Source organism: Kitasatospora sp. NPDC001159 (assembly GCF_053598235.1).
On the sequence record NZ_JBSFJV010000044.1, the window covers coordinates 32,661 to 57,077 of the forward strand.

The window sequence follows — 24,417 nt, forward strand, 5'->3', positions numbered from 1 at the left end:
GCGCGCGCCCGGTACCCGCCTCACAGCTCCTCGTCCAGCCCCTGCTCGATCGCGTACCGGACCAGCTCCACCCGGTTGTGCAGCTGCAGCTTCCCCAGCGTGTTCTGCACGTGGTTCTGCACCGTACGGTGCGACAGCACCAGCCGGTCGGCGATCTGCCGGTAGGACAGACCCTTCGCCACCAGCCGCAGCACCTCGGTCTCCCGGGCGGTCAGCTGGGGGACGGCCGGCGCCGAGGCCGGGGCCGGCTCCGCGGCCAGCCGGCGGAACTCGCCGAGCACCAGCCCGGCCAGGCCCGGGGTGAACACCGCATCGCCGACGGCCGTCCGGCGCACCGCGTCCAGCAGCTCGTCCCGCCCGGCCGACTTCACCAGGTACCCGGTGGCGCCGGACTTCACGGCCTCCAGCACGTCCTGGTGCTCACCGCTGGCCGACAGCACCAGCACCCGCACCGCCGGGTCGTGCGCGACCACCTGGCGGCAGACCTCGGCGCCGGGCAGGCCCGGCAGGTTGAGGTCCAGCACGACGACCTGCGGCGAGCAGGCGCGGGCGCGGCGCACGGCCTCCTCGCCGTCGCCCGCCGTGGCCACCACGTCCAGCCCGGACTCGGCCAGGTCGCGCGAGACGGCGTCCCGCCACATCGGGTGGTCGTCCACCACCATCACCCGCACCGGCCGGTCAGTCGTCGGCTGATCGGTCATCAGTCACCTCCGAGGAACCCCGGCTTCGGCCGAGGGAAGAAATCCGGTCTCCTACGAGCTTGGCCAGAAGCGCTGTTTCGCCCGTTTGGGTGAAACACCGCCGAACCGGCACCGAGCGGCTCCAAGCAGCTGTAGCGCCGGTCGTGCCCGGTCGGCGAAAACCAAGCCGACCGGGCCTACCGCCGGGCCGGCGGGACGTCAAGTCTGTGGAGCTGATGTAAGTCCGATGGGCGGCACGCCGTCCCTCCGCCGGTAATCCCAGGTCGGCAAACGGCTGTGAAACAGAAAACCCAACCCGTGAGGGTCGGAACTCCCCGTGTTCACGCGGGGCGGAGGTCAACAGAACCCTTCCTCGGGACGCGCAGTTCGACCTCGACGCCCTCCCCGGGCGCCGAGTACAGCTCGGCCGTGCCGCCGAGGTCCAGCAGCCGGCCGCGGATGGACTGGGAGACGCCGAGCCGCCCGGCCCGCTCCGCCTCGCCGAGCCGACCGGGGGCGAAGCCCGGCCCGTCGTCGCGGATGCTGACGGTGACGGCCTCCGGCTCGTCCTCCACCAGGATCCAGGCCCGGGCCCGCTCCCCCGCGTGCCTGCGCACGTTGTCCACGGCCGCGCCGACCGCCGCGGCCAGTTCGCCGGCCGCCGGGCCCGGCAGCAGCACCGGGGTGCCGGGAGCGGAGAGCGTGATCCGCTCGTCGGCGTACCGGCGCAGCAGCACGGTGAGGTCGCCCGGCTCGTCGGCGGCGGCTTCCGGCAGGTCCACGGCCCGCTGGGCCGGGATCGGGCCGCCGGTCATCAGCGCCCGCAGCGCGCGCTCCTGCTCACCGGCGAGCCGGCCCAGCTCGGCGAAGTCCGCACCGCCGCCGGCACCCTCGCCCAGCTCCGCACCCCGGCGCTGGACCAGCGCGAGCACCTGCAGCACGCCGTCGTGGATGTCCCGGGAGAGCCGCTCGCGTTCCCGGGTGGCCGCCTCGACCTGGAGCGCCCGGGTCAGGGTGGCCTCGCTGGCGCGGGCCAGCTCGATCACGTACCCGATCGCGATCCCGGCCACCAGCAGCAGCACGATGTTGTGGATGTTGTCGCCGGTCGGCCCGCCGTGGCCGAGGATGTTGGCCACACCGATCACCGAGCCGGCCGCCGCCGCGGGGCGCCAGCCGCCCTTGGCGGCGAAGCCGAGCACCGTTCCCGCCGCCCAGATGGTCGGCAGGGTGGGCGCGCCGTGGCTGATCCGGGCCGGGGCGTCGGTCATCCCGCTCAGCACGATGCCGGTCACGGCCAGGGTGAGGTCGAAGCCCAGCACGAACCAGGTGCAGCGCTGCGGGTTGGCGAAGGCCCGGGTGCTGGCGAGCGTCCACAGGGTGAGCGCGCCGAGGAAGATCCAGCCGGCGACCGGGTGCAGGAAGTGCAGGTAGGAGTTGAAGTATCGCAGCAGCGCGTAGCACAGGGCCAGCACCCGGAAGTAGGAGATGGCCCTCCACAGCGGGAGTTCGACGGACATCCCGCCGGCCGCCACCGTGCCGCCGACCGTGCTGGCTCTCACGCCCTCCGCCATCCCCCAGCCCCTCCCCGGACCCGGCCCGGGTCGGTCAGGCCGACCCGGCCTCCTTGTGCTCCTGCTTGTCGGCGCCGTCGGCCTCGGCGGCCTTCTCCGCCTTCTCCGCCTCGGCGGCCTCCGCCTTCTCGGCCTTGGCGGCCGCGCGGCGCTCGGCGTCGGCCTTCTTCTTCTCCTCCGCGATCTGCCGCTTGGCGGCGGTCGCGTAGATGTCCACGTACTCCTGGCCGGAGAGCCGCATGATCTCGTACATCACCTCGTCCGTCACCGAACGGAGGATGAAGCGGTCGTTCTCCATGCCGTGGTAGCGGGAGAAGTCCAGTGGGCGGCCGATCCGGATGCCCGGGCGGATGCCGAAGTTCGGGATCACCTGGCCGGGCGGCTGCACCTTCTCGGTGTCGATCATGGCGACCGGGATGACCGGGGCGCCGGTGGCCAGCGCGACGCGGGCCAGGCCGCCGACCTTGCCGCGGTAGAGCTTGCCGTCGGGCGAGCGGGTGCCCTCGGGGTAGACGCCGAACAGCTCACCGCGGTCCAGCACCGCGATGGCGCTGCGGATCGCGGCCTCGCCGGCGCCGCGCACGCCCGAGCGGTCCACCGGCAGCTGGCCGACGCCCTTGAAGAAGGCGGCGGTCAGCCGGCCCTTGAGGCCCGGGGTGTTGAAGTACTCGGCCTTCGCGATGAAGGTCACCCGGCGCTTGATCAGCGCGGGGAAGAAGAACGAGTCCGAGAAGGACAGGTGGTTGCTCGCGATGATCGCCGCGCCTTCGGTGGGGATGTTCTCCTCACCCTCGAGCCACGGCCGGAAGAAGATCCGAAGCAGTGGCGCGACGATCATCTTCATCAGTCGGTAGAACAACCCGGGCCTCCTGTTATGCGGACCGGTCGATCCTAATGCCCCGCGGCCGTCGGCTGTGCCCGGCCCCGCCGCAGGGGGTGTACGTCCCGGCGCGGAGCGTGGGACGATGCGGATCCCTGCAGCTCTTCCTCATCAAGCGTCCCCTCCCCCAGCGCCACCCGCCCGCGAAGGAGTCCGCCATGTCGCTGCTGCCCGGCGCCGAACCGTACCGCCACCGCGGCGGACCGGTGGGAGTGCTGCTGTGCCACGGCTTCACCGGGTCGCCGCAGTCGCTGCGGCCGTGGGCCGAGGAGCTGGCGGCGGCCGGGTTCACCGTCTCGCTGCCGTTGCTGCCGGGGCACGGCACGCGTTGGCAGGACATGCAGGTCACCCGGTGGGAGGACTGGTACGCCGAGGTCGAGCGCGAGCTGCTGACCCTGGCCGAGGAGTGCGAGCAGGTCTTCGTCTGCGCGCTGTCGATGGGCGGCGCACTGGCGCTGCGGCTGGCCGCGCTGCACGGCCCGAAGGTGTCCGGACTGGTGCTGGTCAACCCGTCGGTTCGCTCCGACAACCCCGCGAGTGTGCTGCTTCCGGTGCTCCGGCACCTCGTCCCGAGCCTGCCCGGGATCACCGACGACATCCGGAAGCCGGGCGTGACGGAGCTCGGCTACGACCGCACCCCGCTGCACGCCGCGTGGTCACTGGCCAGGCTGTGGCAGGAGGTCCAGCGGCGGCTGCCGCAGGTGACCCAGCCGGTGCTGCTGCTCCACAGTCCGCAGGACCACGTCGTCTCGCCGGCCAACTCGGAACTGGTGCTGGCCCGGATATCCTCGACCGATGTGACGGAGCGGCTGTGCCAGCGCAGCTTCCACGTCGCGACGCTGGACCACGACGCGGCGGAAATATTCGCGGCGAGCCTGGACTTCATCCGACGGCTGGCCCCCGCGCACGCGGCGGGGGGCAGGGCCGAATCCGACGATCACCAGGGCTGAAGGGCCGGAAGTGCACGAGAGCAGCACGGCGGGCGGCGGGAACGAGAAGCCCCGCGAGGACGGCGCGCCGACGGACGGCGCGCCCAAGGACGGCACCGTCCAGGGGGACGGCGCCATGGGTGGCCCGGCGGGCGGTACGGGGACGGACGGTACGGAGGCGGGTGCGGCCGCGCCCGCGAAGCCCGCCGGGGGCCCCGCCGAACCGGGTGCCGCCGCCCCCGCGGAGTCCCGCCCGCGCCACACTCCCGAACGCAGCCAGGCCGAGCAGGACGCGATCTTCGCCGCGCTGGTGGCCCAGTTCGACGACCCGGTGGACCTCACCAACCCCAACTGGCCGGAGATCGAGAACCTCCGGGCGCAGAACGAGCTCAAGGGCGGCTTCAAGGACGGCGTCGGCCCCAAGGCCGCCCCGGACGACCTCTCCGACCTGGCTCCGCAGCCCCGCTCCCGCTCCGGTCGGCCCGTCCTGCCGGCCGCCGCCTCCGGCCCGCGCGACTTCGAGCTGGCCGAGGAGACCGACGAGGGGCACTACGTCCCGCCGGAGCCCCCGCCGCTGCCCGCCGCCGACGTGACCGCCAAGTTCGCCTGGCTGGCCGTGCTCGGCGGCCCGGCGCTGCTGCTGGTCGACGCGGTGGTCTGGCGGGAGATCTCCGGCTGGCCGGCCTGGGTCGGGATCACCGCCTTCCTCGGCGGCTTCGTCACCCTGGTCGCCCGGATGAAGGACCGCGACGAGGACGAGCCGGAGGACCCGGACCACGGCGCGGTCGTCTAGGGCCTAGCCTTCGGGCAGTTCGAGGAAGGCCAGCACCGGCAGGTGGTCGGTCGCGGCCCGCAGGTCGGCCCCGGTGACGCCGGGCAGCCCGTGCGGCACCCCGCAGCCGAGGACGGTGATCCCGGGCGTGGCGAAGACGGCGTCGATCCGCTGGTAGGGGTTCTCGGGGACGGAGGTGAACTCCCCGCCCCAGGGCGCGGTGGGGTACCCGTCCCACAGCCGCGAGGCCAGCAGCCGCCAGCCCGGCCCGTCCGGGTGCTCGTTGAAGTCCCCGGCCACGATGCCCTGGTCGGCGATGGCGAGTTGGTCGAGCAGCAGCTCGAACTGCCCGTGGCGCTCCTCGGCGTCCAGACTGAGGTGGCAGCTGGTGACGGTGAACGGCGCCGTGCCGGGCAGCCGCAGCAGAGCACTGGCGAAGCCGCGCGCGTGCAGGCCGCGGGTCTTGGGCAGCAGCCGGTCGTGCACGCCCAGCACCTCGACCGTGCCGGGCCGGCCGAGCAGCAGCGGCCCGGCGGCGGTGCGTCCGCCGCCGGCCAGCACCACGGTCCCGGTGCTCCGGGCCAGCCAGGCGGCCTGGCCCTCGGGCCGCCAGTAGCGCGGTGACTCCTGGACGCAGACCAGGTCGGGCGCGCAGGCCCGGATCACCCGCACCAGCGCCCGGCGGTCGTCGCGCAGTGAGCGGATGTTGTAGCTGAGCAGGCGCAGTCGGCGCGGGCCGAGTGGCGGCGGTGCGACGGTCATGGTGCCCCCCTGTGCGGTGTCACTAGGGAGGACGGTAATGCGACGGCGGCGGCGCGTCCGGGATTGGTCGGGGCCCGGTCGCACCGCCGCCGGCGGGCTTGAAGGTTCCCCTGAGCCGATGGGGCGCGCCGGCGCCGAACGGGGGAGCGCCAAGCTCCTGACGCAGGAGGAGCGCGGCGCCCGACGACCGTCGGCACCGGGTACGAGCGCCCCGGCGGCGAAGGGGGGTGTAAACAGCTAGGCGGTACGGGCGAGGTCCGCCGCGCCGACGATGCCGGCCGCGGAGCCCATCGAGGCGAGCACGACCTCGGCGCGCGGGCGGTGCACCCCGCCGGTCAGGTAGTGCTCGAAGGCCTTGGCGACCGGGTCGAGCAGCAGGCGGCCGGAGTCGGAGACGCCGCCGCCGAGGACGAAGACGCCCGGGTCGAACAGCGCGGCGAGGTCGGCCATGCCGCGGCCCAGCCAGTCGGCCAGCTCTGCGTAGCACTCCAGGGCGAGCGGGTCGCCCTCCTCGGCCGCCTCGGTGATGTGGATGCCGCGGATGGTCTCGGCGACGCCGTCGTTGAGCTCCAGCATCCGCCGGCCGCGCACCGGGTCGGCCGCCGCCTTCTCCCGGCCGTAGCGGCGCAGTGCCCGCCCGGAGCCGTACTGCTCCCAGCAGCCCTTGCCGCCGCAGCCGCACTGCAGACCGTCCGGGACCATGTTGAGGTGGCCGATCTCGCCGGCCACGCCGAAGCGGCCGCGGTGCAGCCGGCCGTCCAGGACGATGCCGCCGCCGATGCCGGTGCCGACGGTGATCAGCACCATGTCGTGGTGGTCGGCGGCCGCGCCGAAGCGGAACTCGGCCCAGGCGGCGCAGTTGGCGTCGTTCTCGACCACCGTGGACAGACCGGTGAGCTCCTCGACCCGGCCGCGCAGCGGCTCGTTCTCCCAGTCGATGTTGGGCGCGAAGATCACCGTGGACCGGTTGCTGTCGACGAAGCCCGGGGCGCCGACGCCGACCGCGGTGACGTCGGGGTGCTGCTCCTTGAGCTCGCGCACGGCCTGCGCGATGGCGTCGACCGCCCACTGGGGGTCGGCCGGGGTGGGCACCCGGGTCCGGGCCAGGATCGCACCCTCATCGTCGACCACGCCTGCCGCGATCTTGGTCCCGCCGACATCGACGCCGATGGTCAGAGCCATGTGTCCCTCAGCTATTCACTCGTTCCCGCTGGACGGAACGGTACCGCCCAACCCTGCTCCCGTACACAGCCTCGCATACATTATCCGAAGACATTTTTGGGACAAGCAGGCCCTGACGCTTCAAAAGTCGTATCTAATCTCCCCCTTCGTGACGTACGAGCGCAGCGCGATCACGCTGCGGAATTTACGGATTCACTGCTTGGCGGACAGCCCCTCAGCCTCGCCGGTCCCCTCGGCCGCGCCCGGCGTATCGAGGTCGATCTTCTCCACCGACGCCCCCTCCCCCGCCGTCCAGCGCTGCTCGTGCCCGGCCACGGCGGCGCGGTACGCGGCCAGCAGCTCGGCGCCCGCGGCGGCCAGCCCGGAGCCGGCCGCGGCGAGGTGGGAGTAGACCTCCGGCTGCTGGGTGCGCAGGCGGTCGGCCAGCCCGGAGAGGGTGATCAGGGTGGTGGCGCTGGTCTCCTGCGCCTTCTCGCCGAGGGCGGTGGCGAACCGGCGCACCTCGTCCACCAGCGGGCCCAATTCCGGCCCGAACGGGTGGGACTGCCCGCCGTCCGACCCGCTGCGGTCGTCGCCGGGCTCGGTGCGGTCGTCGGTGCTGGTCATCGCGGGCGCCTCCTCAGCCGTGGCCGCACCCCGCGGCCCTCCGGCCCGACGCTACCCGACCGGCCCGGCAGCCCGAAAAGAGCGGAAAGTCCGTCAGCCCTGCGGCCAGAGCGAAGGGTCGGGGGCGAACCGCACCGAGAGCACTCCCTCGTGCAGCCCCGCCCCGGCCACCGTGCAGCGGCGCAGCGCGGCCGGCAGGGCGAGCACCCGGCGGTGGGCGCCGAGGCCGACCACCAGGTCGTCACCCCGGCGGACCAGGTCCAGCTCGGCGCGGTCGGCGCCGGGCAGGTCGAGGTGCCAGACCAGCAGGCCCTCCTCGGCGAGCCGGTCCTCGACCGTCCAGGGCTCGGGGGCGAGCCGCTCGGGGCCTGGTCCGTCCCCGTACAGGTGGTCGGCGACCGCCTCCAGGGTGCCCTCGGCCAGGCCGGAGACCAGCACCGGGGCGTCGGTGTCGGCGGCGAGCCGGTCCAGCTCCTCCCGGCGGCGGCGGGCCAGCTCGGCCAGCCAGGGGTCGGGCGAGGCGAGGGCGGCGGGCGGCAGCGCGCCGTGCACCACGATCGCGTCCGGCCGGTGGCCGTACAGCGCGAGCCCGGCCCGGATCCGGCGCAGCCCCTCGTACGGGTGGCCGTCGGCCGGGACGACCAGGCGCACGCTGGTGCCGGGGTCGCTGATCGCGGCGCGGGACTCGGCGAGTACCGCCGCGGCCTTGGTGCGCCCCTCGTACAACCACTCGGCGGGCATCGGGACGCCGGCCAGGCCGGCCAGCAGCGGGCGCAGCGCCCGGGCGGCCTGCCGCTGCTCGGGGACCAGCCGGTCCAGGTAGCGGGTCAGCTGCTCGGGCAGGGCGAGGGTGGCGATCAGCTCGGCGGGCGGCGGGGCGAGGACCACCAGGACGTCCTGGTCGGCGGCGGGCAGGGCGCGCAGCAGGGCGAGCCGGGCGATGCCGGGGAGGGCGGTCAGCTCCTCGGGGTCGAGCTGCTCGGCGCCGAGCAGGTCGAGGGCGGGCTTGAGTCGGCCGGTCAGCTCGCCGACGGCGTAGCGGAAGGCTGCCTGCTCGTCGATCCGGGAGACGGTCAGGCCCGGTGCGTAGCGGAGCGGTTCGGGTTCCAGGCGGGTGCCGAGGGCGGAGTCCAGGGCGCGGTGCGGGTCGTCGGCGGCCAGCAGCCAGGTGCGGTGGCCGCGCCGCGCGGCGTGCAGGGCGGTGGCAGCGGCCACGGTGGGCGCGCCCGCGTCGCCGCTGACCAGGATGGTGCGTGTCGCCGTCATGCCGTTCAGCCCCCTTCCGCCGCTAGGGCGCGTCTTGTGGATCTTGTCGGATCAGGCCCGCGGACCCGGCGAAGATCCGCAGGACACGCCCCGGGACGGTCAGCCCTCGACGCGCTTCTTCAGACCGGCCAGGGCGCGGTCGATGATGACCTTCTCGGCCTTGCGCTTGATCATCCCGAGCATCGGGATCTTGACGTCGACGGCGAGCTGGTAGGTGACCTCGGTGCGGCCGCCGGCCAGCGCGGCGAGGGTGTAGGAGCCGTCCAGCGAGCGGAGCATCTGGCTGCGGACGAGGGTCCAGCCGACCTCGCGGTCGCCGTCCCAGGTGTAGGCGAGGACGTGCTCGTCGCGGATCGCGCCGGCGTCCAGCAGCAGCCGGACCTGAGCGGCGCGGCCGTCCTCACCGGTCTCCAGGACCTCGACCTCCTTCACCTCGCCGGTCCAGGCCGGGTAGGCGGCGAAGTCGGCGATCACGGCCATGACCGTGGCCGGGGTCGCGTCGATGGTGATGCTCGACCTGGTGTGCTCCGCCATGGAATGGCCCTCCGCCTCGTCCCTCTGCCTGCCGGTCCGGTCGAGGCGCGCTCGACCCGATCCGCCCGGAGCAGGCTATCGCGACCGGCGATCGACTCGGCCGCACGGGCACCGGCCACGGACCGTACGGGCCGGGCGGCGGGGCATGCTACCGGTCGGTCACCGGGGCGCTGCCGTAGGGTGCCAGTCGAACGACCCGGTCACCACCTGGTCCGACCGGCCGGGTGTGACACTTCGAACACCGGGGCCGACCCCCCTGGTCGAAGCTGCCTACCGGGCAGTAACGTCCTGCCGTCCCGCAGCGTCGCGAACGAGGAGCAGTCTTGCTCGACTTCAGCCTTCCGGCCCTCTACCAGGTACCGAGCGGCGGTAACCTCTCCGACCCTGTGCACCGGAACGCCGAGGAGCACCCGGATGTCGCGGTGCTCAGCCGGAAGGTCGACGGCCACTGGCAGGAGTTGACCGCGGTCCAGTTCCTCGCCGAGGTGCACGCCGCCGCGAAGGGCCTGATCGCCTCGGGCATCCAGCCGGGCGACCGGGTGGGCATCATGTCCCGCACCCGGTACGAGTGGACGCTGCTGGACTTCGCGATCTGGACGGCCGGCGCGATCACCGTGCCGGTGTACGAGACCTCCTCCGCCGAGCAGGTCGAGTGGATCCTCGGCGACTCGGGCGCGGTCGGCGTCCTCGCCGAGACCGACCAGCACCGCAAGGTGGTCGAGGAGGTCCGCGACCGGCTGCCGGAGCTGAAGCACCTCTGGCAGATCGAGCGCGGCGCGATCGCCGCCCTGGCCGAGGCCGGCAAGGACGTCCCGGACGCGACGGTCCAGGAGCGCCGCTCGATCGCCGGCCCCGACTCGGTCGCCACCATCGTCTACACCTCGGGCACCACCGGCCGCCCGAAGGGCTGTCAGCTGACGCACGGCAACTTCCTCGCCGAGTGCGGCAACATCGTCGAGCGGCTGACCCCGCTGTTCCGCACCGGCGAGAGCTCCGTCCTGCTGTTCCTGCCGCTGGCCCACGTGCTCGGCCGGATCGCTGAGATCGCCCCGGCGATGGCCCCGATCAAGCTGGGCCACGTCTCCGACATCAAGGACGTCACCGCCGAACTGGCAGCCTTCAAGCCGAGCCTGATCCTGGGCGTGCCCAGGGTGTTCGAGAAGGTCTACAACACCGCCCGCGCCAAGGCCCAGGCCGACGGCAAGGGCAAGATCTTCGACAGGGCCGCCGAGACGGCGATCGCCTACAGCCGGGCGCTGGACGCCGGCGGCGCGGGCCTGGGCCTGCGGATCAAGCACGCGGTCTTCGACAAGCTGGTCTACAGCAAGCTGCGCGCCGCCCTGGGCGGCCGGGCCACCCACGCCATCTCCGGCGGCGCCCCGCTCGGCGAGCGGCTGGGCCACTTCTACCGGGGTATCGGCTTCACCGTCCTGGAGGGCTACGGCCTGACCGAGACCTGCGCGGCCACCGCCTTCAACCCGTGGGACAAGCCGAAGATCGGTACGGTCGGCCAGCCGGTTCCCGGTGCCTCGGTCCGGATCGGCGAGGACGGCGAGGTCTTCTTCAAGGGCCCGCACGTCTTCACCGGCTACTGGAACAACCCGCAGGCCACCGCCGACACCCTCAAGGACGGCTGGATCGCCACCGGCGACCTCGGCTCGCTGGACTCCGAGGGCTACCTGACCATCACCGGCCGCAAGAAGGAGATCATCGTCACCGCGGGCGGCAAGAACGTCGCCCCGGCCGTGATCGAGGACCGGATCCGGGCCCACGCCCTGGTCGGCGAGGTCATGGTGGTCGGCGACCGCAAGCCGTTCATCGCCTGTCTGATCACCGTCGACCCGGACTTCTTCCCCAAGTGGAAGGAGCTCAACGGCAAACCCGCCACCGCCACCGTCGCCGAACTCGCCGACGACCCGGACCTGCTGGCCGCCCTGCAGTCCGCGGTGGACGACGGCAACGCGGCCGTCTCGCACGCCGAGGCGGTCAAGAAGTTCCGCCTGCTGGACACCGAGTTCTCCGAGGAGAGCGGCCACCTGACGCCCTCGCTCAAGCTCAAGCGCAACGTGGTGCTGAAGGACTTCGCCGCCGAGGTCGAGGCCCTCTACAAGAAGTGAGCACGGCAAGAAGCAGGCGTGGCAAGAAGCAGCGGTGACACGGCGAAGGCACCGCCTCCCCCGAGAAGGAGGCGGTGCCTTCGCCGTGTCGGCCCGTCCTAGCCCGCCAGCAGCGAGGTCAGCCGCCCGGCCAGCAGGTCCCAGCGCCAGGAGCGCTCCACCCAGCGCCGCCCGGCCTCGCCCATCCGCCGCCGCAGCTCCTCGTCCCGCAGCAGCCGGACGATACGCTCCGCGGCCGCCGCGGCCGAGCCGCCCGGCACCACGTACCCGGTCTCGCCCTCCAGCACCGCGTCCGGCGCGCCGCCGGAGTCCCCCGCGACCACCGGCAGGCCGGTCGCCGAGGCCTCCAGGTAGACGATCCCCAGGCCCTCCACGTCCAGCCCGCCGCGCCTGGTCCGGCAGGGCATCGCGAAGACGTCCCCGGCCCCGTAGTGGGCGGGCAGTTCCTCCCACGGCACCGAGCCGGTGAAGCGCACCGAGGTTCGTACGCCCTTGGCTTCCGCCAGCTTCTCCAGGTCCGCCCGGTACGGGCCGCCGCCGACGATCAGCAGCATCGCGTCCGGCACGTCCGCCAGGATCTGCGGCATCGCCTCGATCAGGGTGTCCTGGCCCTTGCGCGGCACCAGCCGGGAGACGCAGACCACCACCGGCCGGTCCGCCAGCCCGAGCCGGCGGCGCACCTCCGCACCCCCGGACCCGGGGTTGAACGTCGTCTCGTCCACGCCCGGCGGCAGCTGCACCATCCGGGCGGCGGCCTGCGGCCCGACCGCGGCGGCGATCCGCGAGCGGGTGTACTCGCCGAGGTAGGTGAGCACGTCGGTGCCCGCGCCGATCCGCCGCAGCAGCTGCCTGGAGACCGGCAGCTGGGCCCAGGCGGCCTCGTGCCCGTGGGTCATGCCCAGCAGCAGCCCGGCCCCGGCCCGGCGCAGCGTGGGCGCCATCAGGCCGAGCGGGGCCGCGGCGCCGAACCAGACCGAGTCGCACTTCTCCGCGCGCAGGATCTCGGCGGCCCGCCGGGTGACCCGGGGTGTGGGAACCATCACCTTCGTTCGGTCCCGGATCACCGGGAACGGCTGCTCGGCGTCGAAGCGCCGCACCTCGCTGCCGTCCCGCCAGGTCGAGGCGTACACCACGACGCTCCCGGCGGGCTGACGGACAGCCATGTTGTGCACAAAGGCCTGGATGCCGCCCGGGCGGGGTGGGAAGTCATTGGTGACGATCAAGGTTCTGTGCATCAGGCCACGGCTCGCTCGGTCGGGGGGTGCTCGGTGTACCGCTGGGTGATCCGTACGATAGGTCAACACCATGACCCGCCGGGAACGGAACCGCGCACGGCAACCGTTTGACCCCCGGGTCAGTCCTAGTACCTAGGCCGCGACGCGGCGGCCCGGGCGTCCGTCAGTACGACGCCTCCGGTGAGGACGTCCGAGACGAACGAGGGAGCGCAGTGGAATTGGCCCCGGCCACCGAGCCCGGTTCTCCGCGCGGCCGCCTCGGCCGCCCGATCGGGGCGCTCGCCGCCCTCGGGGCGACCTGGGTGGCCACCCGTACCCTGCTGGTGCTGCTGATGACCGGCGTGCTGAAGGCGCCCGGCGGCGACGTCACCGCCGACGTGTGGATGATCTACCACGCCTGGTACGGGGTGCTGCAGACCGGCACCTTCCCCTTCGACGACGTGACCTGGCAGTACCCGCCGGGCGCCGCCCTGATCATCCTGCTGCCGGGCCTGCTGCCCTGGTCGTACCTGGTCTCCTTCTGGGTGATCTGCGGGATCGCCGACGCCGCCGCGGCCGCGCTGCTGGTCCGCACCGGCCTGCGCAAGGGCCGGGCGCTGACCGGCGCCTGGATGTGGGTGGCCGGCGTGCCGCTGCTCGGCCCGATGATCTACAACCGCTTCGACATCCTGGTCACCGCGCTCGCCCTGGCCGGGCTGCTGGCGCTGGTCCGCCGCCCGGCCGTCGGCGGGCTGCTGCTGGGCCTGGGCGGCATCGTCAAGATCTGGCCGCTGATCGGCCTGATCGGCACCCCCTCCGGCCGCCGCACCCGCCGCTCCTGGACGCTGGCCGCCGCCACCGCCGTCTCGGTGGGCTTCCTGCTCGCCGCCGGGATGAACGGCGCCTTCGACTTCCTGACCTTCCAGGCGGACCGCGGCATCGAGGTCGAGTCCGTCGGCGCACTGCCGCTGCACTTCGCCCGGATCGCCGGGGCCTGGGACGGCAGGGTCACCATGAACTACGGCTCCCCCGAGATGCTCGGGCCGTGGGTCAGCGTGATCAGCAAGGTGATGATGGCCGGCACCGTGCTGGGCTTCCTCTGGCTGCTGCTGTGGCGCTTCACCGCCCGCCGCCGCAACGCGGCCACCATGTACGACGCCGCGCTGTGCGCGCTGCTGATCTTCGTGGTGACCAGCCGGGTGATCAGCCCGCAGTACTTGGTCTGGCTGATCGGCGTCGCCGCGGTCTGCCTGACCGTACGCGGCACCAGCCAGCGGCCGGTGGCCCTGCTGATCCTGATCGCCTGTCCGCTGACCCTGGTCGAGTTCCCGACCATGTTCACCCAGATCCTCGCCAGCGACCCCTTGGCGATCACGGTGCTGACCCTGCGCAACCTGCTGCTGCTGACCGCCGCCGTGCTCTCCGGCATCCGGCTCTGGCGCTCCACCCGTGCCTCGGCGGCCCTGCCGCCCACCGTGGTGCTGGGCGAGACCCCGGCGCTGCCGTCCGCCTCCTCCTACCCGGTCCGCCCCGGCATCGCGTACGAACAGGACCTGCTGGACGGCATCGACCACCCGGCTGGCCGTTGACCCTCGGGCCCGGCCGGGCGCTGAGGGCCCGCCTCTCGGACGCTAGGGCCCGTCTCTCGGACAGGCCCTAGCCCTTCAGCGTCGACACCTCGGTCAGCCAGAGCGTGGTGAACTCGGCCGCCCCGACGCCCAGCTCACCACGCAGCAGCCGGTCGATCCGGTGGTCCCGGTCCTCGCTCTGCCCGTCGCCCGCGCCGACCGCCCGGTAGAAGGCGACCAGCCGGTCGGGCCCCCAGCGGCGGGCGATCAGGTCGCAGGCGAGCCAGGACTGTTCGTAGGCCTGGGCGATGCCGGTGGCGCCGGCGGTGAAGTCCCGGTCGGCGGGCAGCGCGGTGGGCAGCTTCCCGGCCGCGACGTCCCGGGCCAGCTCGGGGGCGATCTGCTGGGCGCGGCGGCCGGAGTCCCGGTAGGCCGTCCAGTCGGCGACGCCCTCGGAGAGCCACAGCGGGGTCCAGGCCCGGGTGTCGGCCCTGGTCGCGGCGTGGGTGGCCTCGTGGGTGACCACCACCTGCCGGCCGAAGTCGCTGAGCCGCCCGAACGCCTCGGGGTTGACCACCACCCGGTCCGCCGGGGTGTGCCAGGGCGCGCCGGGGGCGGCCACGGTGACCGCCGCCATGCCCGTCCAGCCTGCCGGGTCGGCCTCCAGCAGCCGGGCGAACTGGGTCTCGTCGGCGGGCAGTTCGAGCAGCAGCCGACCGGGCCAGCCACCGCCCCAGACCGCACTGACGGCCGGCACCGCCTTGTCCCCGACCGCCACCAGCCCGGCCGGGTCGGGCCCTTCGGCCAGGCCGAGCACCAGGCAGTGCTCTCCGGGAGCGGTACGGGCGGGGCCGAGGTCCCACAGCGCCGGGGGCCCGCTCGCGGCCTCCTCCCGCTCGACCCGCCAGCCGCCCGCGTCCCGGACCAGCGCGATCCGGCGCGGGTACACCACCGGGTACTCGTCGTACCCGGCGATCCGCACCGCCAGCTCGGCGGAGGCGGTCAGCCGGTCCGGCCCGTCGGCCGCCGAAGACCCCTGATCGGGCGACAGCACCAGGTTGCGGTAGAGCGCCCCGGCCCCCGTGAGCCCGGACCACGCGGGCAGTGAGCGCGCCCGCGCCACCAGCAGCTCCGCCACTTCGGCGCGCTGGTCCGCCGCCCGCCTGGCGGGTGCCGCCGGGGCGGCCGGGGGCAGCGACAGCTGGGCCAGCCCGCCGACCGCCAACAGCAGCGCGCCGCGCCGGGACAGCACGCAGCGGGCCGGGTCTACCGAGCGGGGCTCGGCCGGACCGGAGGGCGTCGCGCTCAGAGCCGGACCACCCCCGACACCGGCATCGCGCTGACGCTCTCGTACCGCACCTTGGCGCCCGGGTAGGGGGCGTGCACCATCACCCCGCCGCCGGCGTACATCCCGACGTGGTGCATGTCCCGGTAGAAGATCACCAGGTCTCCCGGCCGCGCTTCGGAGAGGCTGACCCGCTGCCCGGCGTACGCCTGGGCCTGCGAGGTGCGCGGCAGGGTCACTCCGGCCTGCCGCCAGCTGTAGTACATCAGACCGGAGCAGTCGAAGGCGCGGGGCCCGGTGGCTCCGTAGACGTACGGCGAGCCGATCATCCGGACCGCGGCGGCCAGCGCGGCCGCCCCGCGCTCGGAGGCGGGCGGGGTGGTGCCGAGGTCCAGCCGGTCGGTGCCGCGGGTGGCGCGCTGCTCGGCGTCCTTGGCGTCCTGGACGACCATCCGGGCCCGCTCGGCCGCGTCCAGGCTGTTGAGCAGCTTCTGCGCCGTGTCCAGCCGCTGCTGGACCTGCTGCTTGTTCTCGGCCAGCGAGCGCCGGGCCTGGTCCAGCTCGGCGAGCTTGCCCGCGGTCTCGGCGCGGCGCTGGTCGAGTCGGCGCTGACGGCCGACCAGCTCACGCAGGGTCTCCTGCTGTCGCTCGGCGGCCTGGCCGAGGGTGCGGGCGCGGGCCAGGTAGGACTCGGGGTCGCTGGAGAGCATCAGCTGGGCGGTCTGGGTCATCCCGCCGCCGCGGTACTCGGCCCCCGCCACGGTCGCGAGGTCCCCGCGCAACTGGTTGAGCTGGTCCTGGGCGGCGGCCACCTCGCCCTGCAGGGTGGCGGTCTCGCCCTGGAGCCGCTTCTGCGCCTCCTGTGCGGCGTTGTACTTCTCGGACGCCTGCTCGGCCTCGTCGTACAGCCGCTCGACCTGCGCCTTGACGCCCCTGCGGTCGGGGGTGTCCGGCCCACCCGGAGCGGCTTGGGCGCTGCCGCAGGTCGCCACGCCCAGGGCCGTGGTGGCGGCCGCGGTCAGTACCAGCGCACGGGCGAGCAGTTGGGAACGGCGGTGCACGGGCATGGCGGCAGCGGCTCCAATCCTGCGGCGCGGCCCGCGGCCGCGCCCCAGCGGGCGGCCGTCGAGCGGGAGTCCGGTGGCAGACGTTAGCGAGTCCGGGCAAGTGAGTCCAAACCCCCGCCTACTCGAATATTTGACCCCAAATCGGACATTCGCCCGAGCCGCCGGAAAAGCCGCAGGCCCGGCCCTCCGTGATGGAGGACCGGGCCCGGAACGGCCCGGGCGGGGATCAGACCCGCACGATGGAGGCCAGCGGCATGTTGGAGACCGCCTCGTAGCGGACCGAGGCACCCGGCTTGGGCGCGTGCAGCACCTGGCCGTTGCCCGCGTAGATGCCGACGTGGTGGGCGTCGCTGTAGAAGATCAGCAGGTCGCCGGGCTGGGCCTGGGAGATGTCCGAGCCGATCCGGGTGCCGGCGCCGGCCTGCTCCTGCGAGGTGCGCGGCAGCGACACGCCGACCTGGTTGAACGCCCAGACCATCAGGCCGGAGCAGTCGAAGGAGCTCGGGCCGGTGGCGCCCCAGACGTACGGGCTGCCGACCTTGCTGGCGGCGGCGGCCAGCGCGGCGGCACCGTGCGAGCTGCCGGGCGCGGCCGGCTTGACGACCGGCGAGGACGAGGAGCCCGAGCTGATGTCGGTGCGGCCGCTGTCGCGCGAGGCGCGGTCCGAGGCGGCCTGCTGCTGGGCGGCCTTCGCGGCGGCGTCGGCCTGGGCCTTGGCGTCGGCGGCGGCCTTCTCCTCGGCCTGGCGGATCGCCTGGCGCTCCTGCTCGGTCAGGGTGTTGAGCAGGTCCTGGGCGGCCTTCAGCTTGTTCTGGACCTCCTCCTTGGAGGCCTTCAGCTGCTGGGTGGTGGACTCCAGTTCGGCGAGCTTGCCCTGGGCCTCGGTGCGGTCCTGGTCGAGCTTGCGCTGCTGCTCCTGGAGCTCCTTCAGCTGGTTCTTCTGAGTGTCACCGGCCTGGTTCAGCGCACCGGCCTGGTTGAGGAAGTTGTCCGGCTTGGACGAGAGCATCAGCTGGACGGTCGGGGATATGCCGCCGTTGCGGTACTGCTCCCCGGCGATCTCGGCGAGCCCGCCCTGCAGGTCGGTCACCTGGGACTGCTGCCGGGCCACCTGGTCCTGCAGGCCGGAGACCTGCTTCTCCAGCGCCTGCTGCTTCTCCTGGGCGGCGTTGTACTTCTCGGTCGCCTGCTCGGCCTGCTCGTTGAGCTGGTCGACCTGCTCCTTGACCTGCTCCTTGGTCGGCTGCGGGTCGGCGTGCGCGCCGGACTGCGCGGAGAGGGCGACGGCTGCCGCGGCGACACCCGTCAGGATCGAGACACGGGCGCGGCTGGCGGGCTTGGGACGACGATGGGACGCCACGAAGGCGGACTCCTTCTTCCTAGTCCGCCTACCGGGTGAGCTGACGGGTTCGGGCCGGAAGCATGCCCTACGACGCCTCACGGCCGTTCCACCGGCCGGCCTGGCGCCGATTCACCCCGGAGGAACGTGGTTCCCCGGCTCCGCTCCGCAGCGCCCCCGACCACTGGGCTCCCCTGCCGGACAGTCGCTTCGACCTGCCCCGCTGTTTCGCGAACTCGACGGAAACCACCGCCGCCACCCAGGCTGGGTGATCGACAGTGCGGTGGTTCGGGGCACGACCCTAGTAACTGAACCGTGATCCGTTCAAATCCTTGTCAGAAAAAAGTCGGAAGATTGCCCATGTTCTTTTGTGAAAATGACCGATGGTGATCGCTGCTGCACACAAAGCTGATCTGTTCTCACCAGCCGGACGCTGAACCCGTAAACCCGAAGCGCCACCCCCGGTCGGAGGGTGGCGCGGATCACAGGGCCGGAAGCCGGCCCTTCGGGCGTGTCGGGTCGTCAGACCCGGCGGATCGTGTTGATCGGCATCGCGTCGGCCTTCATCACCTTCACCACGTCCCCGGTGTGCGGCGCGTGGACCACCATGCCGTTGCCGATGTACATCCCGACGTGGTGCCGGTCGCTGCCGTAGATGACCAGGTCGCCGGGCTGAGCCTGGTCCAGCGAGGGCACCGCGGTGCCGACGTTGCCCTGCTCCTGCGAGGTGCGCGGCAGCGAGACCCCGGCCTGGGCGTACGACCAGAGCATCAGGCCCGAGCAGTCGAAGGTGCTCGGCCCGGTGGCGCCCCAGACGTACGGCGAGCCCTGCTTGCTCATCGCCTTGGCCACGGCCACGGCCGCGTAGCCGCTGGCCGGCGGCAGGCTGCTGAGGTCGACCCGGGCGCTGCCGCGCGAGGCGCGGTCGTCCTGCTGCTGCTGGGCCTTCAGTGCGGCACGGTCGGCGGCACTGAGCGAGTTCAGCAGGTCCTGGGCGGCCTGCAGCTTCTGGTTGACGTCGGCCTTGGCCTGGTTCAGGTCCTTGGTGGTGGAGTCCAGCGAGGCCAGCACCGCGGCGGCCTCGGCCTTCTCCTGGTCCAGTCGGCGCTGCTGGTCGAGCAGGCCCTTGAGCGCCTCGGTCTGGCTGGCGCTGGCCTGCTGGACGCTGGAGGCCTTCTGCAGGTAGCCGGACGGGTCGGAGGAGAGCATCAGCTGGACGGACGGGTCGATGCCACCGGTGCGGTACTGCTCGCCCGCCACCTCGGCCAGGCCGGTCTGCAGCTGGGTCATCTGCTCCTGACTGCGGGCCACCTGGTCCTGCAGCTGGTCGGCCTGCTTGCGGAGCTGGTCGGCCCGTTCCTTGGCGCCGTTGTACTTCTCCGCCGCCTGCTCCTGCTCCTCCTGGAGCTGGTCGATCTGCGCCTTGACGTCAGCCTTGTTCGGCTGCGGCGCGGCGTGCGCGGCCACCTGGGCGGAAAGGGCGACCGCGGTCGCAGCGGCAGCGGTGAGCACGGAGACCCGCGCGCGGCTCGGCTGCTTGGGACGGCGGTGGGAGGCCAAGGGACCGGCTCCTTCTTCCAACGGACTCACCAGATCGGGTGAGATTCCGGAAAATAGGTTTGACGCCAGACCCTAGTGAAGATCTATCCGTTTTGCCACTCCCCCGAAGGCGTGAAGTCCGGTTCCCACGCTGACTTCACGGGATCCGCACACCCTCGCAAAACGGGCAATGACCAGGTGTCACCCCGCCCGGACCGAGGTCAGGGCCGGGCCAGCCGGTTCAGCAGCAGCACCGAGGCAACCGGGCGCGCGCCCGCCTTGCGCACGCCCTCCGCCACCTCCCGGTCGGTGGACACCACCACCACCGGACGGCCTTGCGGCTCGGCACGCACCAGACGACGGATCAGCTCGTCCGCGGTCTCACCGGTCCGGCTGAACCGTACCCGAACCCCGCGCGGCGGCGCCATGATCACCGGAACGTCCAGGTCCTGCCCGTCGAACACACAGGTGACCTCCGCCTGGGTGCGCTGGGCCAGCATCGCCAGCCCGCCCAGCAGCCGGATCCGCTGCTGCTCCAGCGGCAGCGTCGGATAGCCGGTCTTGGTCACGTTGTAGCCGTCCACCACCAGGTGCACCTGCGGGATCGCCAGCAGCTGGTCCAGCAGCGCCGGGTCGTCCTCCGCCAGGCCGCGCCGGGCCACGTCGTGCGGTGAGGCCGCCCCCGGCACCACCGCCTCGACCAGGTCCGCCGGGCGGATCTGGGAGACCGGCAGCGCCAGCTCCCGCTGCAGCCCCTGCGCCGACTGCAGCACGGTGTCCAGCAGCAGCCGCAGCCGCATGTCCTCGACGCTGCGCCCCTCGCGGGCCGAACGGCGGCCCTGCTCCACGACGTTCTCCAGCTCGGAGACCCGGTGCCGCAGCCGGCGCGCCTCGCTCTCGGCCGCGCCGCGCTCGCTCGCCGCCTGCGCCTTCGCGGCCTCCAACTCCCCGGCCACCCGCCGGGTCTCGGCCTGCGCCCGCCGGGTGTCGCTCTCCAGCGAGCGCACCTTCTTGCGCAGCGACTCGGCCTCCCGCCGGACGCCCTCGAACTCCGCGCGCTGCCGGTCCAGGTCGGCCCGCGCGGCCGCCCGCACCTCGGCCAGCTCGGCCTGCAGCTTCTCCACCAGTCGGCCGGCCTCCGCGGCCGCGTCCTCGGCGCCGGCCCGCTCGGCCTCCTCGCCGGCCTCGGTGACCAGTCGGCTCCAGCCGACCGAGCGCACCAGGTAGGCGGCGGCCGCGACGTCCATCGGATCAGCGGCGCTGGGAACGGTGCCCGACTCCAGCGCCTTCACCAGGTCCGGCTGGCCCAGTCGCAGCCGCTCCGCTATGCGCCCCCGGAAGGCCGGCTCGGACTCCAGCGCCGCCGCCAGCGCCGTGGCCGCGTACTTGGCCCGGCGCGCGGGAGTGAACTTGACGTACTGACGCAGGCTCTGCGGCAGCTCCGCCGACGGCAGTCCGCCCAGCGCGTCCGAGGCCAGCCCGACCACGCGCCGGCGCACCCCCTCGGGCAGCGGCCGGTCGAGCTTCTCGACCACACGCTCCGCAGCGGCGTCCGGGGCTCCGGACTCACCGGAACCGGCGGTCTCCGGGTCAGCCCCCTCCGGGAGGGGGGCCCCGGACGGGGCCGCCTCGGCGGCCGGCTCCGATATCGGCGCAGCGGGCTGAAGCCCCTGCGCTTCGGCGGGCTCCTTCGCTGCGTCCACCACGTCCTCGGCTCCGATCCTGGTCCAGCGGGTGCGGCCGCGGCCGCCCCTGTCGTCACGCTCCGTGCGTCTTGTCTGTATTGTCCCGTGCGGCGGACGGGCGCGTCGCGCACCGCCCACCGCACCGGCGGGGATCAGCCCTGCTCGGCGTGGGCCTCCGCGCCCTCGGCGCCCGGACGGGCCACCAGCTCGACCTGGTCCACCGCGTTGCACCAGCGGCAGCGCACCGACTCGATCGTCTCGCTGAGCACCTCGGTCTCCTCGACCTTGGACTCGCCGGCCAGGTCGAAGTGCAGGAACTCGGTCACCCGCGCGGTGCGGGTCACGTCGAAGCGGGTGAGGTTGCCGCACAGCGTGCAGCGCCAGCGCGTCTCGGCGGTCAGAGCGGGGACAGTCATCGGGGATCCTCTCGGCTGGTCCCTGGGTGGGCTAGGCGCTCCCCCCGGAGCCCCGGCGTCGGCGGCGGGAGGCGGGAATGCCCGCCCCCAGCCTATTGCCTGGGGCAACCACCACGACCACCGGTTACCGGAACACGAGGGGTAGTCCACCTGCCGTAAACCGCCGTGTCACCTGCAGCATCCGGAGGGATGCTTGGCCCCATGGCACTCGCGGCCCCCGACCACACCGACGCGCGGGACGGCCGCCCGGCGGTGACCGCCCCGGCGGTCACCTACGCCCTGATCGCGGTCAACACCCTGGTCTTCCTGCTCGGCCCGGCAGCCGGGCTCAACCCGCTGTACAGCAGGGGTCAGGCGCGGGTCTGTGCCGAACAGCGGTACGAGCAGCGCTGGGGCGCCGTCCCGGCCGAACTGCTGGCCGGACACCCGCTGACCGCCGAACAGCTGGCCGAGGCCCCCGACCCGGTCCCCGGCTGCCCGGTCGCCCCCACCCCCGGCAAGCACCCGGCGGTGTCCGCCCTCACCGGGCTCTTCCTGCACGCCGGCTGGCTGCACCTGCTGGGCAACCTGCTCTTCCTCTATGTATTCGGCCCCACCGTCGAACGTCGACTCGGCCGGGCCAGGTTCCTCCTCTTCTACCTGGCGGCCGGCAGCCTGGCCTCGTACGGCTTCGCGCTCGCCGAGGCGCACTCGGCGGGCTCCACCCGGGTCCTGATCGGCGCCTCGGGCGCGATCTCCGGCGTGCTCGGCGCCTACCTGCGCCTCCACCCCCGCGCCCGGGTGACCACCCTGGTCCCGCTGCTCCTCTTCCTCCCGCTGCGCTTCCCGGCCTGGCTGGTGCTCGGCCTCTGGTTCGCCCTGCAGTGGTGGTCCGTGCACTCGGCCGGGCCCGGGGTGGCCTACCTGGTCCACGTGATCGGCTTCTCGGCCGGCTTCCTCTACGCGTGCACCGTCGTCGGCCGCCCCCCGAGACGCCCCGACTGAGGCCCGATACCCTGGCCGCACCCCACAAAGGAGCCCGAACAGTGATCACCGCCATCGTCCTGATCAAGACCAGTGTCGACCGCATCCCGGAGATCGCCGAGGCCATCGCTGCCATCGAGGGCGTCAGCGAGGTGTACTCGGTGACCGGCGGCTACGACCTGGTGGCGATGGTCCGGGTTCGCCGCCACGACGACCTGGCCGAGGTCATCCCGGGCCGGCTCAACAAGGTCCCGGGCGTGGCCCACACCGAGACCCAGATCGCCTTCCGCACCTACTCGCAGCACGACTTGGAAGCGGCTTTCGCCCTCGGCCTGGACGAGTAGGACTCAGCCCTCGCGACGGCCCCTGTCGATCTGCACAGTGGCGACGCAACGGCCGCCCTCGTTGCGGTAGTTCCAGGCCGCGCCGTCCGTGACCAGCTCGCGGACGGCGGTCAGGAAGCGCTCGATGTGCTCGTCCGGCGTCCCGGCGCCGAAGCTCACCCGGATCGCGTTCAGGCTGCGCTCGCCCGGCAGCGAGGGCTCGGGCGCCCCGCACACGGGGACTGGACCGGGTGTCACCCCAGACTCCTCCCCGAGCAGGGTGCGTACCAGCGGGTGGGCGCAGAACAGTCCGTCGCGAACCCCGATGCCGTACTCGGCGGACAGCGCGGCCGAGAAGTGCGAGCTGTTCCAGCCCTGGACGACGAAGGACAGCACGCCCACCCGGGCGGCGCTTTGAACGTCACCAGTCGCGCCGAACAGGCTGAGCACCCTGACCTGCGGGATCTCCGCCAGCCCCGCCGTCAGCCGCTCGACCAGCTGCCGCTCCCGGGCCTCCAGCGCGTCGAAGCCGGCCTCGGTCAGCGCCCGGCAGGCCGAGGCGATCGCGTAGGCGCCGATGACGTTCGGCGAGCCGGCCTCGTGCCGGGCCGGGCCGGTGTGCCACTGGACGGCCACCGAGCCGTCCACCTCCCGCGCCACCGTCCGGGTCGCCCCGCCGCCGGCCAGGTACGGGTCGGCCGCGTCCAGCCAGTCCGTCCGCCCGGCCAGCACCCCGGCCCCGAACGGTGCGTACAGCTTGTGACCGGAGAAGGCGATCCAGTCGACGTCCAGCTCGCGCACCGAGACCCGGTGGTGCGGGGCCAGCTGGGCGGCGTCCAGCACCACCCGGGCGCCGTGCCGGTGCGCGGTCGCGGTCAGTTCGGCGACCGGCCACAGCTCGCCGGTCACGTTGGAGGCCCCGGTGACGCACAGCAGCTTCGGCCCCTCGGGCGCCCCGGCGAGTGCGGCGTCCAGCGCGGCCACCGCCTCAGCCCGCGAGCGCGGCGCCCGCAGGTAGTCGACCTCCAGCCCGGCGTGCGCCCAGGGCAGCAGCGAGGCGTGGTGCTCGGTCTCGAAGGCGAACACCCGGGTGCCGGCCGGAACGGCGGAGGCCAGCAGGTTGAGCGAGTCGGTGGTGGCGCGGGTGAAGACCACCTGGTCGCCCCCGCGCAGGTCGAGGAACTCGGCGACGGTGCGGCGGCTCTGCTCGAACAGGTCGGTGGACAGCTGGGAGAGGTACCCGGCGCCGCGGTGCACGCTGCCGTAGTAGGGCGCGTAGGCGGCGACGTCGTCCCACACCCGCTGGAGCGCCGGCGAGCTGGCCGCGTAGTCGAGCGCCGCGTAGCCGACCTTCTCTCCGCTGGCCAGCGGGACCTGGACGTCGCGGCCGAGGACGGCGAGCGGGGCACATGGGAGGGGCCGCGCGGAGCGCGCCGAAAGAAGGGTGGTGGCGGACGACGGGTGGGAAGCAGACATGAGGATGCACTCCTTCGGGGGTAGGGACCCCGGGAGTGCCAGTCGTCGGGCGTCCGCGCTTGTCGCACGGACGGCTTGCCGGGCGACCCGGTCCTCACCCAGGGCACCCCGCCACGGACGGAGGGTTGCCGGACAGCAAGCTGGGGCTTGACGCTGTCACTCATGACCTGGCCGAGACTCTAGGTCGGGTCCGCCGAGTGGTCAAACAGGAATCCACCATCCGGACAGTGTCCTCGACCGCTC

22 protein-coding genes and 2 riboswitches are annotated in these 24,417 nt (G+C 73.3%); of the genes, 6 read left to right on the plus strand and 16 right to left on the minus strand.

Features of this window, described 5'->3' with window-relative positions; genetic code table 11:
- Window positions 1-20: 20 nt before the first annotated feature.
- The 3 genes from ACWC9T_RS22590 to ACWC9T_RS22600 form a co-directional block, all read right to left on the minus strand.
- On the minus strand, window positions 21-701 hold the full coding sequence (locus ACWC9T_RS22590) for a response regulator (protein ID WP_449822847.1): 681 nt from the start codon (window positions 699-701) through the stop codon (window positions 21-23).
- A gap of 320 nt (window positions 702-1,021) precedes the next feature.
- Window positions 1,022-2,251 carry a MacS family sensor histidine kinase gene (macS, locus tag ACWC9T_RS22595; protein WP_449822848.1) on the minus strand — a complete coding sequence of 410 codons (1,230 nt, stop codon included), beginning with the start codon at window positions 2,249-2,251 and terminating at the stop codon, window positions 1,022-1,024.
- 34 nt (window positions 2,252-2,285) lie between these two features.
- On the minus strand, window positions 2,286-3,110 hold the full coding sequence (locus ACWC9T_RS22600; protein ID WP_449822849.1) for a lysophospholipid acyltransferase family protein: 825 nt from the start codon (window positions 3,108-3,110) through the stop codon (window positions 2,286-2,288).
- A 179-nt stretch (window positions 3,111-3,289) separates the two neighbouring features.
- On the opposite strand from ACWC9T_RS22600, the gene ACWC9T_RS22605 reads away from it, so the two are divergent.
- Both ACWC9T_RS22605 and ACWC9T_RS22610 read left to right on the plus strand, forming a co-directional pair.
- Window positions 3,290-4,081 carry an alpha/beta hydrolase gene (locus ACWC9T_RS22605; RefSeq protein ID WP_355673356.1) on the plus strand — a complete coding sequence of 264 codons (792 nt, stop codon included), beginning with the start codon at window positions 3,290-3,292 and terminating at the stop codon, window positions 4,079-4,081.
- A 10-nt stretch (window positions 4,082-4,091) separates the two neighbouring features.
- Window positions 4,092-4,853 carry a hypothetical protein gene (locus ACWC9T_RS22610; RefSeq protein ID WP_449822850.1) on the plus strand — a complete coding sequence of 254 codons (762 nt, stop codon included), beginning with the start codon at window positions 4,092-4,094 and terminating at the stop codon, window positions 4,851-4,853.
- A gap of 3 nt (window positions 4,854-4,856) precedes the next feature.
- Here ACWC9T_RS22610 and ACWC9T_RS22615 read toward each other — a convergent pair whose 3' ends face one another.
- The 5 genes from ACWC9T_RS22615 to ACWC9T_RS22635 all read right to left on the minus strand — a co-directional run bounded on the left by ACWC9T_RS22615 (window position 4,857) and on the right by ACWC9T_RS22635 (window position 9,182).
- Window positions 4,857-5,594, minus strand: coding sequence for an endonuclease/exonuclease/phosphatase family protein (locus tag ACWC9T_RS22615; RefSeq protein ID WP_449822851.1), 738 nt, complete (start codon window positions 5,592-5,594; stop codon window positions 4,857-4,859).
- Window positions 5,595-5,831: 237 nt separating this feature from the next.
- Complete coding sequence (locus tag ACWC9T_RS22620; protein WP_449822852.1) at window positions 5,832-6,776, minus strand: ROK family glucokinase; 945 nt, start codon at window positions 6,774-6,776, stop codon at window positions 5,832-5,834.
- Between the two features lie 192 nt (window positions 6,777-6,968).
- Window positions 6,969-7,382, minus strand: a complete 414-nt coding sequence (locus ACWC9T_RS22625; RefSeq protein ID WP_449822853.1) for a DUF5304 family protein — start codon at window positions 7,380-7,382, stop codon at window positions 6,969-6,971.
- Between the two features lie 93 nt (window positions 7,383-7,475).
- Window positions 7,476-8,648 (minus strand): ArsA-related P-loop ATPase, encoded by a 1,173-nt coding sequence (locus ACWC9T_RS22630; RefSeq protein WP_449822854.1) that lies wholly within the window; start codon window positions 8,646-8,648, stop codon window positions 7,476-7,478.
- Window positions 8,649-8,747: 99 nt separating this feature from the next.
- A complete protein-coding gene (locus ACWC9T_RS22635) occupies window positions 8,748-9,182 on the minus strand; it encodes an SRPBCC family protein (protein ID WP_449822855.1) in 435 nt (144 codons plus the stop codon).
- A 323-nt stretch (window positions 9,183-9,505) separates the two neighbouring features.
- On the opposite strand from ACWC9T_RS22635, the gene ACWC9T_RS22640 reads away from it, so the two are divergent.
- Window positions 9,506-11,299 (plus strand): AMP-dependent synthetase/ligase, encoded by a 1,794-nt coding sequence (locus ACWC9T_RS22640; RefSeq protein ID WP_449822856.1) that lies wholly within the window; start codon window positions 9,506-9,508, stop codon window positions 11,297-11,299.
- 98 nt (window positions 11,300-11,397) lie between these two features.
- On the opposite strand, the gene ACWC9T_RS22645 is transcribed toward ACWC9T_RS22640, so the two are convergent.
- A complete protein-coding gene (locus ACWC9T_RS22645; RefSeq protein WP_449822857.1) occupies window positions 11,398-12,534 on the minus strand; it encodes a glycosyltransferase family 4 protein in 1,137 nt (378 codons plus the stop codon).
- A 212-nt stretch (window positions 12,535-12,746) separates the two neighbouring features.
- Here ACWC9T_RS22645 and ACWC9T_RS22650 point away from each other — a divergent pair, with 212 nt between their 5' ends.
- The gene (locus ACWC9T_RS22650; protein WP_449822858.1) at window positions 12,747-14,102 is read left to right on the plus strand and encodes a glycosyltransferase 87 family protein; all 1,356 of its coding nucleotides are present in this window, start codon (window positions 12,747-12,749) and stop codon (window positions 14,100-14,102) included.
- Between the two features lie 67 nt (window positions 14,103-14,169).
- Here the strand turns inward: ACWC9T_RS22650 and ACWC9T_RS22655 are convergent, their stop codons facing one another.
- The 6 genes from ACWC9T_RS22655 to ACWC9T_RS22680 form a co-directional block, all read right to left on the minus strand.
- Window positions 14,170-15,333 (minus strand): hypothetical protein, encoded by a 1,164-nt coding sequence (locus tag ACWC9T_RS22655; protein WP_449822859.1) that lies wholly within the window; start codon window positions 15,331-15,333, stop codon window positions 14,170-14,172.
- A gap of 53 nt (window positions 15,334-15,386) precedes the next feature.
- Complete coding sequence (locus tag ACWC9T_RS22660) at window positions 15,387-16,433, minus strand: NlpC/P60 family protein (RefSeq protein ID WP_449822860.1); 1,047 nt, start codon at window positions 16,431-16,433, stop codon at window positions 15,387-15,389.
- Between the two features lie 226 nt (window positions 16,434-16,659).
- Window positions 16,660-17,793 (minus strand): NlpC/P60 family protein, encoded by a 1,134-nt coding sequence (locus ACWC9T_RS22665; protein ID WP_449822861.1) that lies wholly within the window; start codon window positions 17,791-17,793, stop codon window positions 16,660-16,662.
- A gap of 10 nt (window positions 17,794-17,803) precedes the next feature.
- A riboswitch (cyclic di-AMP (ydaO/yuaA leader) is annotated at window positions 17,804-17,956 on the minus strand.
- A 338-nt stretch (window positions 17,957-18,294) separates the two neighbouring features.
- Entirely contained in the window at window positions 18,295-19,332 is a 1,038-nt protein-coding gene (locus ACWC9T_RS22670) for an NlpC/P60 family protein (RefSeq protein ID WP_449822862.1), read from the minus strand.
- Between the two features lie 200 nt (window positions 19,333-19,532).
- Window positions 19,533-20,846 (minus strand): NYN domain-containing protein, encoded by a 1,314-nt coding sequence (locus ACWC9T_RS22675; protein ID WP_449822870.1) that lies wholly within the window; start codon window positions 20,844-20,846, stop codon window positions 19,533-19,535.
- A gap of 302 nt (window positions 20,847-21,148) precedes the next feature.
- Window positions 21,149-21,412 (minus strand): hypothetical protein, encoded by a 264-nt coding sequence (locus tag ACWC9T_RS22680; RefSeq protein WP_355673341.1) that lies wholly within the window; start codon window positions 21,410-21,412, stop codon window positions 21,149-21,151.
- Window positions 21,413-21,613: 201 nt separating this feature from the next.
- Between ACWC9T_RS22680 and ACWC9T_RS22685 the strand changes: the two genes are divergently transcribed.
- A complete protein-coding gene (locus tag ACWC9T_RS22685) occupies window positions 21,614-22,396 on the plus strand; it encodes a rhomboid family intramembrane serine protease (RefSeq protein WP_449822863.1) in 783 nt (260 codons plus the stop codon).
- A gap of 41 nt (window positions 22,397-22,437) precedes the next feature.
- Window positions 22,438-22,719 carry an Lrp/AsnC ligand binding domain-containing protein gene (locus ACWC9T_RS22690; RefSeq protein WP_030240061.1) on the plus strand — a complete coding sequence of 94 codons (282 nt, stop codon included), beginning with the start codon at window positions 22,438-22,440 and terminating at the stop codon, window positions 22,717-22,719.
- 3 nt (window positions 22,720-22,722) lie between these two features.
- Here the strand turns inward: ACWC9T_RS22690 and ACWC9T_RS22695 are convergent, their stop codons facing one another.
- The gene (locus ACWC9T_RS22695; RefSeq protein WP_449822864.1) at window positions 22,723-24,174 is read right to left on the minus strand and encodes an aminotransferase class V-fold PLP-dependent enzyme; all 1,452 of its coding nucleotides are present in this window, start codon (window positions 24,172-24,174) and stop codon (window positions 22,723-22,725) included.
- A 50-nt stretch (window positions 24,175-24,224) separates the two neighbouring features.
- A riboswitch (SAM riboswitch) is annotated at window positions 24,225-24,342 on the minus strand.
- Window positions 24,343-24,417: the final 75 nt, after the last annotated feature.

Coding starts and splice junctions, on each gene's coding strand:
- ACWC9T_RS22590 (WP_449822847.1), bottom strand. CDS start 701: ATGACCGATCAGCCGACGACTGACCGGCCGGTGCGGGTGATGGTGGTG.
- macS (WP_449822848.1), bottom strand. CDS start 2,251: ATGGCGGAGGGCGTGAGAGCCAGCACGGTCGGCGGCACGGTGGCGGCC.
- ACWC9T_RS22605 (WP_355673356.1), top strand. CDS start 3,290: ATGTCGCTGCTGCCCGGCGCCGAACCGTACCGCCACCGCGGCGGACCG.
- ACWC9T_RS22615 (WP_449822851.1), bottom strand. CDS start 5,594: ATGACCGTCGCACCGCCGCCACTCGGCCCGCGCCGACTGCGCCTGCTC.
- ACWC9T_RS22620 (WP_449822852.1), bottom strand. CDS start 6,776: ATGGCTCTGACCATCGGCGTCGATGTCGGCGGGACCAAGATCGCGGCA.
- ACWC9T_RS22625 (WP_449822853.1), bottom strand. CDS start 7,382: ATGACCAGCACCGACGACCGCACCGAGCCCGGCGACGACCGCAGCGGG.
- ACWC9T_RS22630 (WP_449822854.1), bottom strand. CDS start 8,648: ATGACGGCGACACGCACCATCCTGGTCAGCGGCGACGCGGGCGCGCCC.
- ACWC9T_RS22635 (WP_449822855.1), bottom strand. CDS start 9,182: ATGGCGGAGCACACCAGGTCGAGCATCACCATCGACGCGACCCCGGCC.
- ACWC9T_RS22645 (WP_449822857.1), bottom strand. CDS start 12,534: ATGCACAGAACCTTGATCGTCACCAATGACTTCCCACCCCGCCCGGGC.
- ACWC9T_RS22660 (WP_449822860.1), bottom strand. CDS start 16,433: ATGCCCGTGCACCGCCGTTCCCAACTGCTCGCCCGTGCGCTGGTACTG.
- ACWC9T_RS22680 (WP_355673341.1), bottom strand. CDS start 21,412: ATGACTGTCCCCGCTCTGACCGCCGAGACGCGCTGGCGCTGCACGCTG.
- ACWC9T_RS22685 (WP_449822863.1), top strand. CDS start 21,614: ATGGCACTCGCGGCCCCCGACCACACCGACGCGCGGGACGGCCGCCCG.
- ACWC9T_RS22695 (WP_449822864.1), bottom strand. CDS start 24,174: ATGTCTGCTTCCCACCCGTCGTCCGCCACCACCCTTCTTTCGGCGCGC.